Here is an 11,061-nt window from a genome sequence, read left to right as displayed (position 1 = left end):
CGCTGGAACCTACAGCAGCACCCCCCCCCCCCCCCCCCCCCCCCCCCCCCCCCCCCCCCCCCCCCCCCCCCCCCCCCCCCCCCCCCCCCCCCCGCCACCGTCTTTTCGTGCGCGGGTGCCCGGGCCGGTCAGTGGCCGTGCGGGCGGTACTCGCGGGGCGCCGGCGGCAGCGCGGGAGGGAAGTGGCCGCGGTGGTGGCCGCCCGAGTGGTGCGGGTGGCCGTGGTACGGCTGGCGGGAGACCGGCTCCCAGTGGCCGGCCGACGGGAGGTGGCCGGTCGCGGTGGTCGTACGGCCCCAGATGCTCCGCATCGCCTCGGCGCTCAGCCCTTCCTCGCCGGTCCGGTCCCCCGGGAGCGCCCGGAAGGAACGGCGGTACTCGGCGTACAGCGCGTCATAGATCGGCGTGGCCGAGGCGGGGGCGGCGTGGGGGGCCGTCATGGTCGCCGTGGTCGCGTCGTGCGACGGGCGCATACCGGGGATCTGGTAGGGATACGGGACGCGGGAGGAGGGGTCGTATGCGTGCACGTCTGTGCCAACGACCCGGATGCTCCCGGGATGCGGGCTCTGCGAAGAATCGGCTGATCGGAGCGGAGTGCGACCGGCCCTCGGCCGGCTCCCGGCGCAGACGGACAACGGCGCCCCGGCCCCGCCCCGGGCGGGGCGGAACCGGGGCGCCGTCAAGGGAGCGGTGCGCCGGTCAGGTACCCGCCAGCGGCATGGACGCGGCCACCAGCCTGCCCCCGGCGGCGGCCTTCTCCATGGCCTCGCGCATCAGGTCCTCCCGCGGCTGGTGGCCGACGGCGCCCACCGGGGCCGCGTACACCAGTACGGTCCCCGCCTTGCCGGCGGCGGTGCGCCAGCCGTCCGAGACGGGCAGCGGCTGGTGCGCCTGCCACCACGAACTGGGCTGGCCGCCGTCACCGCCCGGCTGGAGGATGGCGTGCAGCCGCCCGGCGGCCAGCAGCACCGACCAGCCCGGGTTGGGGCCGGGCAGCAGGGCCATGTCCGCCACCGGGGCGAAACCGTGCTCCAGGAGCAGCGGGAGGAACGCGTCGCCCGGCGCGGTGGAGCCGGGGCGGGCGATGGGCCCGGCGGGCTCGACGACCAGCGCGGGCCGCAGGTCGCCCTCGACCAGGACCAGGCCGCAGGTGACACCGAGTGTCGCCTGCCGGTGCTCGCCGGGGAGGGCGGCGAACGGGGTGGCGGGCGGTGGTACGGGCTCGGCGGCCGGGCCGTCCTCGCCGGTGATGGAGCGTACGGCGCCCTGGAGCTGCTCCTCGGAGACCGGTACGACCTGCGAGGGGATGCACGACGCGTGGGCGAAGGCGAGCACCGCGGTCTCCTCGCCCACGAACAGGACGGTGCTGGTGCGCTCCTGGTCGCTGTCGCCGGGGGTGCGGCAGGAGGTGCAGTCGTAGTTGCCGGGGGCGTTGCCACCGGCCAGCAGGCGGTCGGCTTCTTCGTCACCGATCTCGGCGCGAACGTCGTCACTGACGTCGAGCATGCGCGGCACGGATGGCTCCTCGATCGTTGCGCGGGCTGCCGGGCGGTGCCCGGCTCGTACCAGGACAACGGGCGATCTGTGGCAGGAGTCACGCGCCCCCGGGTACGGAATCGAACCGTTCGAAGCGGAGCGTGAGCTGCGCGCCGGAACCGCTCACTCCATGCCAACCCGTGTTGTAGGCAAGGAAGTTGGGGTGGTGAGGTGAGTCACAGATCGTCGGGTCGCCGGGGTGACAAATGCGGAAATCGAGGAATCAAGTGGGTGGCCTGTTTTGGCTGATACCTCAGGTAACGCCCGACTGGCCAGCCGGGACGGCAGCGTGGTTGATAACAGGGCGTGAGCCTCCCTAAATTCTCCGGCCGTGTGCACCGAGCACCACCCGGGGACGCCCGCCGTCCGCATCGACCGCCGGCCCGCACCACGGCCGGTACGCCACGCGAGACACGGCACACGAGCCGAGTCGTGTGGCACCGGATGCACCGTACGCAGCACCACCGAGCACGACCGGCACCACCCCGCGGCGGGCGGGGTGCCGCGGTCCGCGGACGCAGGACGCGTCCACGACCCGGCACCAGGGGGACCCCCGGGGCCGTCGAGAGGGATTCCATGCCTTTTTCGAAGGGCGTCATACGCCGTGACATCGCCGCGCTCGCCGGGGCGGCCCTGGTGGCCCCGCTCGCGCTGGTGGCCGCCACCGCCGGACCGGCGCAGGCGGCGGACGGCGGAGTGTGGGACCGCATCGCCCGCTGCGAGAGCGGCGGCAACTGGCACATCAACACCGGCAACGGCTTCTCGGGTGGCCTGCAGTTCACCCACAGCACCTGGCGCGCGCACGGCGGCGCGGCCTACGCGCCGACGGCCGCCGGAGCCAGCCGCGCCCAGCAGATCGCCGTGGCCTCCCGGGTCCAGGCGTCGCAGGGCTGGGGCGCCTGGCCGACCTGCTCCGCACGCGCCGGTGCGTACGGGAGCGCGCCGAAGGCCCCCAAGGCGTTCCGTTCCGGCCAGGGCGGCAGCGGCAAGCGGCACGTGCACAAGGACGTCCGCCGGGACGTGGGCGCCAAGGTGGGCAAGAAGGCGCGCGGCACCGGCACCCACGCCGACCGCGGCAGGTCGCGGGCCGGCACCGGCGGCTACACGGTGCGGCAGGGCGACACGCTCAGCCGGATCGCCGCCGCGCACAACGTGAGCTGGCGCCAGCTGTACGCCACGAACCAGGCCGTCGTCGGCGGCGACCCGAACCTGATCGTCCCGGGGCAGCGGCTCACCATCTGAGCCACCGGTGCCGTGGCGCGGCACGCGCGGCAGCGGACGGCCGTGCGGCAGCGGAACGGTCCGTCCCCGGCGCCCGTACGCCGAACGCCCCACCCGGCCGTCCACCGACCGGGTGGGGCGTCGCACGGTCCGGGCGCGGCGGCACCGGCACCCGGCCGCACCTGTTTAGCGTGACCCGATGTCCCATTCTTTTCGGACGCTGATGCCCAAGCGTCTTGCGAAAGCCGGCCGCCGCAGAGTGGCCGTCCTGTCCCTCGTCCCGGCCGTCATCCTGCTGTGCGTGCCCGGCGGCGCGCAGGCGCAGGACAGCACACCCGGCCTGCCGTCCCCGGCGGGCTGCTCTTCCAGAAAGGGCCCGTGGAACTGCATCGCCGAGTGCGAGAGCGGCGGTGACTGGCGCAAGAACACCGGCAACGCGTTCTACGGCGGGCTGCAGTTCCGGCAGTCGACCTGGAAGGAACACGGCGGCCTGGCCTACGCGCCGCGCGCCGACCTGGCCACCCGCAAGGAGCAGATCGCCGTCGCCGAGCGGGTGCGGCGCAAGCAGGGCTGGTCGGCCTGGCCGTACTGCGCCAAGCGGTACGGGCTCGGCAAGCGGGGCCGGGCGCTGACCGGGCTCATCGGCGACCTGGTGACGCCGGGCCGCTGAGTCCGGGGCGGCGGGCCGCCTCGGCCGGTTCGCCGGCGAAGGCGACGGTGCCGCGCCGCAGGACGTACGCGACCGTGGCGACGCGGCACAGGGTGGGCGGCAGCGCCTGCTCGGCGACGAGGACGGTGCGTCCGGTGGCCGCGAGGTCGCCGAGCAGGGCATGCGTCCGTGCCGTGACGGCCGGTGACATGCCCTGGGCAGGCTCGTCGAGGAGGAGCAGCCGGGCGGGGCCCGCCAGCGCGCGGGCCACGGCGAGCATCCGCTGTTCGCCGCCGGAGAGGGTGCCGGCGCGGCGGCCGAGCAGCGCGCGCAGCTGCGGGTAGGCCTCCAGGGCCGGTCCGACGGTGCCGTCCGGCGCGGCGAGTTCGAGCTGCTCGCCGACGGAGAGTGAGCCGAACACGGCGCCGCGGTCGGGCACCAGGGTCAGTCCGCAGCGCGCGCGGGCGTGTGCGGGCATCCGGGTGATGTCCGTACCGCGCAGGAGGACGCGTCCCGCGGTGAGCGGCACGGTTCCGGCCAGCGCGCGCAGGGCCGTGGTGCGTCCGGAGCCGTTTCGGCCGAGGAGCACGGTGACCCGGGCACCGGGCACGGCCAGGTCGACGCCGTGCAGGGCTTCCAGGGAGCCGTACCGGACGCGGGCCGCGCACAGGGCCGCCTCGACGCTCATACCGCCGCTCCGGTCCGCCGCGCCCGGCTGCCCGCACGGCCCTGCCCGTTCACGGCCCTGGCTCCGCCAGGACGCGGCGGGCCGGGCCACGGGTCACGATCCGGCCCGCCGCCATCGCGTAGACCGTGTCGGCCAGACCGGCGACCAGATCGAGGTCGTGCTCGACGACGAGCAGGGCCGTGCCGTCGGCCGCCACGGCGCGCAGTACGTCGGTGAGCGCGGCGACCTCGGCACTGTCCAGGCCCGCGGCGGGCTCGTCCAGCAGCAGGGTGCGCGGGCGGCCGGCGAGGGCGCGGGCCAGTTCCACCCGGCGCAGGGTGCCGGTGTCCAGCCCGGCGACGGGCGCGGCGCGCAGCGGTCCGCGGAGAGAGAGCAGGTCCAGCGCCCGGCCGGTGGCGGCTGCCGGGTTCGGTACGCCGCTCTGCTCGGCGCCGACCCGGACGTTCTCGGCCACGGTCATCCCCTCGAACACGGCGAGCTGCTGGAAGGTCCGGGCCAGCCCGAGGCGGGCCCGGACGTGCGCCGAGCGGTGGGTGATGTCGGTCCCGTCGAGCAGCACCCGGCCGGCGGCGGGGCGCAGGGTGCCGCACAGGCAGTGGAACAGGGTGCTCTTGCCCGCGCCGTTGGGTCCGATGAGGGCGGTGATGCGGCCGGGAGCCACGGCCAGGTCGACGCCGTGCAGGACGGTGGAGCCGTCGTAACGGGCGTGGAGGGCGCGGGCGGTGAGACGGCCGGAGGGGGTGGGGGATGTGGGAGGGGGCTTCGGGGTGCGGGGTGCGGGCTCGTCCGGGGCAGGCTGATGGGGTCCGGGGGTACGGCCCTCGGGGACGCGGCTCCCAGGCGTACGCGCCGGTGCCAGCTTGTCCCGTACGCGCGCGCCCAGCGGAGTCAGCCGTGGCTCCGGAGTCGCGGACAGGCGGGCGACGGCGTCGCGCAGGGCCGCGTACGGACCGTGCGGGAGCCGCCCGGAGAGTACGGCCAGCACACCGATCACCGCGGCCGCCGCGCCGCCCTCGGCCCCCGAGTCCAGGCCGACCAGCAGTACCCCGGCGGCGAGCGCCCCCAGCAGGCTGTCGGCGCCCAGGACGAGCACCGCAGCGAACCACAGCAGGCCGCGCACCGGATCGTAGGACGCCGGGTCGAAGGCGCGCAGCGCCATGCCGAGCATTCCGCCGCCCAGCGCCGCCAGGGCGGCACCCACCGTGAAGGCCGCCAGTTTCAGGGCCGGTACGGGCACTCCGGCGGCGGCCGCCCCCGGCTCGTGGTCGCGCATCGCGGCCAGCGCGCGCCCGGTGCGGCCCCGGCGCAGCGCTGCCACGCCTAGCAGTGCGAGGCCCAGCAGGGCCAGTTCGAGGACGTAGTACGCGCGGTCGGCCGCGAAACCGGCCGGGCGGTCGAGGGCGAGCCCGGCGGTGGCATACGGCTGGGCGAAGACGAACCGGCTGACGGCGACCCCGAAGGCGAGGGTGGCCAGAGCCGTCGCGAGCCCGTGCCGGCGCAGCGCGGGCCAGCCGGTGAGCAGGCCGAGCGGCGCGGTCAGCAGCACGGCCAGCAGCAGGGCGGGCAGCCCGGGGGCGGGCGGCAGACCCGGGAAGCGGCCCGCCACGAGCAGCGCGGTGAACAGGGCCCCCAGCCCGGCGTACGCGGCCTGGCCCAGAGAGATCTGGCCGCCGCGCCCGGTGACCACGACCAGGGAGAGCAGCACCACGGCGAGCGCCGGCACCTGGGTGGCGGCACGCAGATCACCGCCCGCGAACCCCAGCGGCAGCAGGAAGAGGATGCCGCAGACCAGCCAGGCGCGCCCGCCCCGGCCGGGCAGCCGGCTGCCGGGGCGCAGCACCGGGGCGGTGCCGTGCGGCGCGTCCGGCAGGGCGCGGGGGACGCCGAGGCCGCGCAGGGCGAGGGCGGCGGCCAGCAGGGCCACGACGAACAGGTTGGCGCCGACGGCCTGGACGAGCGGTTCCAGGCTGCCGCCCGGGTGCAGCCGGGTGAGCTGGCTCTGCGCGACACCGATCCCCAGCGCGACGGCCACCGCCACCGGCAGGCTGCGCAGCCCGGCCGCCACCGCGACCGCCATCACCTCCATGACCAGCAGCGGCAGCCCGTACGGGTCCAGGCGCAGCAGCGGGGCCAGCAGGACGCCCGTCAGCCCGGCCGTGAAGGAGCCGAAGGCCCAGCCGGCGGCAGCGACCCGGTCCGCGTCGATGCCGCCGAGGACGGCCAGCGGGCGGTTGTCGACGACGGCGCGCAGTTCGCGTCCGAAGCGGGTCCAGCGGGTGACGGCGGCGACCCCGGCGGCCAGGGTGACGGCCGTGCCGAGCTGCACCCACGGGTCGTCGGGCAGCAGCGCGGGCGCGTCGGCGCGCGCTCCCGGGCCCCACATCAGGCTCGCGCCGCCGACCAGGAGGACGAACACGCCGAGGGAGGCGACCAGGGTGCGGGCCGGGCCGGGCCCCTGCACGGACAGCGGGCGGAAGACGGCGCGGTCCAGTACGAGCCCGAGGCCCGGCGCGACGATGAGGAGGGCGACGGCGGCGGCGAGCGGCAGCGGCCAGTTCCAGCCGACGACGAGCTGCCGCAGGACGTACGCGCACACCATGGCGACGGCGCCGTGCGCGAAGTTCAGTACGCCGGTGGCCCGGTAGGTGACGATCAGTCCGATGCCGGTGAGGGCGGCGGCGCTGCCCACGGCGAGGCCCGCCAGGGTGAGGTCGTACGAGAGCGAACTCACCGTGGTGTGCCGGGGCGCGGGGTGTCCGGCTCACAGACGGGGCAGGGGGCCGGCGGGGGCCCGTCCGCTTCCGGCGCCTCGCCGTCGTGGGGCCGGGCGTCCGGCCGACCTGCCACGAGCGGGCAGCCGGGCCGGTGCAGAAGCGTTCCGCCGGGCACGGTGAGCGGCGGGCCGGCGTCCGGACCCTCCTGCGCGGCCGACGCCCCGCTCGTGCCTGCCGAAGCGGGCTCCGCCCCCGCCGGCGTGTCGTCCGCCCCGTACGTCACCAGCAGCCCGTACAGCTCCTCGACGCGCGCCGCCGCCAGCCCCTGATCGCCCCGCGCCATCAGCACCGCACCCGCGATGATCAGGGCCGCGCCCGGGATCGAGCAGGACGCCAGGAACGGGATCTGGCGTTCGGCGAACCGCTCGCCGGAGACGCCGTACCAGCCGACCGCGCACAGCACCGCCCCGCCCGCCAGCGCCGCCCAGCCGCCCCACGGGGCCAGGCGCGCCCCGAACCGTGTTCGCGCGTTGCGCATCACGCCCCCTCGCGGCTTTCGGCGAATGCCTGCACTATGCCCTGTGGGAACAGCACCCAGAAGGCTTGTGCCAGACCGGCTCCGGGCGGTCGCGACGACAGGCGGTGGTGTACATGACGGTCCGTGGGGGGCGTGCACGGCGGGTCCCGGCGCTGGTGGCGGCGGGGGTGCTGCTGATGACGGCCGGGGCGGCGGGTTGCAGTGACGCCGAGGACAGTGGGCAGCGCGCGCCCAGCGGCGCGTCCTCCGCATCGGAAGACCCTGGCAAGGTGACGGCCAGTTCGCCGGCCTCCACGGGCGACGCTCCGGCCGATCCGGCAGCCGCCGAGCGCGAGATCAAGGAGAACTGGCAGAAGTTCTTCGACCCGAAGCTGTCCAACGCCGAGAAGGCGAAGTACCTCCAGAACGGCGAGGAGTTACAGCTGCTGCTGGAGGCGTTCAATGGCGACCAGCGGGGGCAGCAAGTCGCGGCGAAGGTGTCCGCCGTACAGTTCACCTCGGCGACCACGGCCGACGTGACGTACAGCCTCACCCTCAAGGGCGCCACCGCGCTGCCGAACGCCAAGGGCGCCTCCGTGTATCAGGAGAAGGTGTGGAAGGTGTCGCTCAAGACCCTGTGCGCGCTGGTGGGCATGAGCGGCAATGCGGACGCGCCGGGCTGCTGAGGCGGCCGGTGGAGCCGCCACGGCGCTGCTGCTCGCGCTGACCGCAGCCTGCGGCAGCAGACTGCCGGAGAGCGACTTCGAGCACCGCGGGACCGCGCCCGCCACCGGCTGGGCGCGGGAGCCGGTCGTCGTGGGGATCATCACCAGTACGACGAGCCCGGTGGGCGGTGAGGCGTTCACCGGGCCGCGGGACGGCGCGCTCGCCTACTTCGAGGCGCTGAACGCGCGGGGCGGCGTCAACGGCCGGCCGGTGCGGGCCGTCATCTGTGACGACGGGGGCAGCGGCGTCGGCAACAACGAGTGCGTGCGCAAACTGCTCACCGAGGACAAAGTGTTCGCGCTGGTCGCGACCACCGCGCTGGACTACGCGGGCGCGCCCCGGGTCTCCGCGCGGGGGGTGCCCGACATCGGGGGGCAGCCGGTCGGCGCCGCGTACGACACGTATCCGCATCTGTACGGGATCTACGGCAGCCGGGCGCCGAGGGACGGGAAGGCGGCGGGCTGGGGCGGGAAGCTGTACGGCGGCACGGAGGTCTACCGCTACTTCAAGCGCGCGCAGCGGGCCCGCAGCGCCGCCGTCGTCTCCTACAACCAGGCGGCGTCCGCCGCGTACGCCCGGCTGATCGTGCGCGGCCTGGAGGCCGAGGGGTACGAGGTGACCAGCGAGCAGGTCGACTTCGCGCTGCCCAACTTCCCCGCGGTCGCCGCCGGGCTGCGTGACCGGGGTGCCGATCTGGTCTTCGACGCGATGGACACGCACGGCAACGCGCAGCTGTGCGAGGCGATGGACGCGGCGGGCGTCCGGCCGACCGCGAAAGTCACGAACGTACAGAACTGGTCGGACTCGGTCGCCAAGGACTACAAGGACTCGCCGGGCTGCCGCAACGCCCTGTGGGCCACCGGCGCCAGCCGCAACTACGACGATCCGGGGACCGGGCCGGGCGGCGCGGCGGTACGCGCGTTCCGTGCCGGGATGGCCCGGCACGCCAAGGGGAAACCGCTGTCGCAGTGGCAGCTGGAGGGCTGGGCGGCGGCGATGTGGTTCGCCGACGCGGCGCGTTCCTGCGGGCAGCGGCTCACCCGCGCGTGCGTGGAGCGCTTCGTCGCGCAGGGCGCCCCCTACACCGCCCGCGGCCTGCTGCTTCCCGCCTCGTACCGGCCGCGGTCCGAGCCGCCGGCCACCGACCGCACCTGCCTGTCGGTCGCCCGCTGGCGGGACACGGCGCACGGCGGCCGGGGCGGCTGGGTCACCCAGGGCAACATGGACACCAACTGTTTCACCGTCCCCCAGCTTCCGTACCGGCCCTGAGAGCCCGGCCGTCACCCCGCGCCCGCCCGTCGGCAGGGGCGCACCGGCGGGCCGAGCCGATGGCTGCACACCTCGTGACGGGACGCCCCGGGACGGCATAACTTGTGGCGATACAGCACGGCACCGGACCGACGATCAACGGTTCGGAAAAGTTCCCTGACGCCGCTACCGATGTCCTAACTCTTTCGGAACAAGTTGGCCAAAGGCCTCAACCCGGAACCCGGAACCACGGTCCAACCGTTCGATGGGCGGACGACGGTACTCGTCCGCGGTGACCAAGGGATACGGGGACGGAATACGGGGACGCATGCACAGCTCATTCCTGATCCACCACGCCCACGGCACCGAGGGGACGGTCCGCGCCGGCGCCCGGCGGACGCGAATCCGCCCGGAGCGCGGGGCGAACGCCACCGAGAACGCGGCGCGAGCCGCTGTGAGAGGGGTGCGGAGGGTATGAACGCGTCGACGCAACTGCCCGTGACGGGCGCCGGGACGGCCGGTCCCGAAACCGTCGCTCCCGCACGGGCCGAAGACACGATCACCGACACCGCGGGCACGGACACCACGGCCACGGGCCGCGGCACCCGCGCGGCGGGCGGTGCCGCACAGCCGCTGCGCGCGGACTGCATCGCCGACTCCGCCGGCGGCCTGACCTTCGACATCACCGCCCCGCAGGGCACCAGGCCGGTCTGGAGCGCGGCGCTCGTCCTCAGCCCGCGCGACGGCAGCGGCGCCGCAGAGGAACTGCGGCTGCCGCTCGGCCCGAACGGCTCCGGGCGGCTGCGCGCCGTACTGCCCAGCACCGTCGCGCTCCCCGAAGGCCGCTGGAACGCCTACGCCGACCTCGGCGACGGCCGCGGACCGCAGCGGCTGCTGCCCGGCGACAACGACCTGCGCTCCCTGGTCGACCGCCGCCCGCTGGCCGGCATCGGCCGGCTCGGCGTACGCATCCCGTACACCACCAGGTCCGGCGGTCTCGCGCTGCGCAGCTGGCTGCGCGGACCGCACGCCGAGGCCGGAGACGTCCTCGTCGACGCGGGCGGTGTGACGGTGGCGGGCCACTTGTACGGCGCCGCCCTCGGGCCGGGCGCCCGCGCCGAGGCCACGGCCCGCCGCGGCGCCCCGGAGACGGCCGGCGCCGGGCAGGTCATCACCGTCCCGCTCACCGGCGACGGCCCCGACTTCGCCTTCACGCTGCCCTACGCGCGGTTCGCGGAGCACTGGCAGGGCGGCAGCGAGCGCTGGGACCTGTGGCTGCGCGTGGCCGAGGACGCCGAACCGGTCCGTATCGCCAGACTGCTGGACGACGTACCGGAGAAGGCGGAGGTCGTCCTCCACCCGGCGCTGCCCGTCGGCTGCCCGTCGGGGCAGCTGAGCATCGGTCCGTCGTACACCCGCGACAACGACCTGACGGTCCGGGTCACGGGCGACGGGGCGGACGCGGCCGGTTCTTGACCGGAGCTCGTCAGACGGCACGCATAACACCGCACGCCGGGGGCACTCGGAGCAGCGGAGGTGCGATTCACATGGTTCCTATTCTTCTGGTACTGCTTCTGGCATTGATCCTGTTCGGTGCGGGTTTCGCGCTCAAGGCGCTGTGGTGGGTGGCCGTCGCGGTCCTGGTCGTATGGCTGCTCGGCTTCCTGTTCCGCTCGACGAGCGGGGGCGGTGGTCGCACACGCTGGTACCGGTGGTGACCCGGGAGAGACGCGGACCATAGCTGTCCGCATGTACTGCCAGA

General features: G+C 75.2%; 11 protein-coding genes. 6 read left to right on the top strand and 5 right to left on the bottom strand.

Going from position 1 to position 11,061, the window contains the following annotated elements; genetic code table 11:
• Positions 1-128: 128 nt before the first annotated feature.
• Together ACZ53K_RS15260 and ACZ53K_RS15255 are read right to left on the bottom strand one after the other, a co-directional pair.
• Positions 129-440: a hypothetical protein gene (locus tag ACZ53K_RS15260; RefSeq protein ID WP_468835905.1), complete on the bottom strand. Its 312-nt coding sequence runs from the start codon at positions 438-440 to the stop codon at positions 129-131.
• A 259-nt stretch (positions 441-699) separates the two neighbouring features.
• Entirely contained in the window at positions 700-1,506 is an 807-nt protein-coding gene (locus tag ACZ53K_RS15255) for a hypothetical protein (protein WP_468835956.1), read from the bottom strand.
• A 606-nt stretch (positions 1,507-2,112) separates the two neighbouring features.
• Between ACZ53K_RS15255 and ACZ53K_RS15250 the strand changes: the two genes are divergently transcribed.
• Together ACZ53K_RS15250 and ACZ53K_RS15245 are read left to right on the top strand one after the other, a co-directional pair.
• The gene (locus ACZ53K_RS15250; RefSeq protein ID WP_468835903.1) at positions 2,113-2,778 is read left to right on the top strand and encodes a transglycosylase family protein; all 666 of its coding nucleotides are present in this window, start codon (positions 2,113-2,115) and stop codon (positions 2,776-2,778) included.
• 178 nt (positions 2,779-2,956) lie between these two features.
• On the top strand, positions 2,957-3,427 hold the full coding sequence (locus ACZ53K_RS15245) for a transglycosylase family protein (protein WP_468835901.1): 471 nt from the start codon (positions 2,957-2,959) through the stop codon (positions 3,425-3,427).
• Here ACZ53K_RS15245 and ACZ53K_RS15240 read toward each other — a convergent pair.
• The 3 genes from ACZ53K_RS15240 to ACZ53K_RS15230 are packed head-to-tail and all read right to left on the bottom strand — an operon-like array spanning position 3,396 to position 7,346.
• Positions 3,396-4,094, bottom strand: coding sequence for an ATP-binding cassette domain-containing protein (locus tag ACZ53K_RS15240; protein WP_468835899.1), 699 nt, complete (start codon positions 4,092-4,094; stop codon positions 3,396-3,398). The two genes, ACZ53K_RS15245 and ACZ53K_RS15240, sit on opposite strands and share 32 nt — an antisense overlap.
• 49 nt (positions 4,095-4,143) lie before the next feature.
• Positions 4,144-6,825, bottom strand: a complete 2,682-nt coding sequence (locus ACZ53K_RS15235) for an ABC transporter permease subunit (RefSeq protein ID WP_468835897.1) — start codon at positions 6,823-6,825, stop codon at positions 4,144-4,146.
• Positions 6,822-7,346 (bottom strand): hypothetical protein, encoded by a 525-nt coding sequence (locus tag ACZ53K_RS15230; protein WP_468835894.1) that lies wholly within the window; start codon positions 7,344-7,346, stop codon positions 6,822-6,824. The genes ACZ53K_RS15235 and ACZ53K_RS15230 overlap by 4 nt, the downstream gene beginning before the upstream one ends.
• 113 nt (positions 7,347-7,459) lie before the next feature.
• Here ACZ53K_RS15230 and ACZ53K_RS15225 point away from each other — a divergent pair, with 113 nt between their 5' ends.
• From ACZ53K_RS15225 to ACZ53K_RS15210, 4 genes are all read left to right on the top strand, one after another.
• Positions 7,460-8,011 (top strand): MTB12 C-terminal domain-containing protein, encoded by a 552-nt coding sequence (locus ACZ53K_RS15225; protein ID WP_468835891.1) that lies wholly within the window; start codon positions 7,460-7,462, stop codon positions 8,009-8,011.
• A complete protein-coding gene (locus ACZ53K_RS15220) occupies positions 7,989-9,320 on the top strand; it encodes an ABC transporter substrate-binding protein (protein WP_468835889.1) in 1,332 nt (443 codons plus the stop codon). Before ACZ53K_RS15225 ends, ACZ53K_RS15220 begins: the two co-directional genes overlap by 23 nt.
• 453 nt (positions 9,321-9,773) lie before the next feature.
• Complete coding sequence (locus ACZ53K_RS15215; RefSeq protein ID WP_468835886.1) at positions 9,774-10,775, top strand: hypothetical protein; 1,002 nt, start codon at positions 9,774-9,776, stop codon at positions 10,773-10,775.
• Positions 10,776-10,846: 71 nt separating this feature from the next.
• Positions 10,847-11,017, top strand: a complete 171-nt coding sequence (locus ACZ53K_RS15210; RefSeq protein ID WP_468835884.1) for a hydrophobic protein — start codon at positions 10,847-10,849, stop codon at positions 11,015-11,017.
• Positions 11,018-11,061: the final 44 nt, after the last annotated feature.

This window comes from Streptomyces sp. NPDC033221 (genome assembly GCF_055577005.1).
The sequence above is the reverse complement of the archived record's forward strand: the minus strand, read 5'-3'. Positions and strand labels throughout refer to the sequence as shown.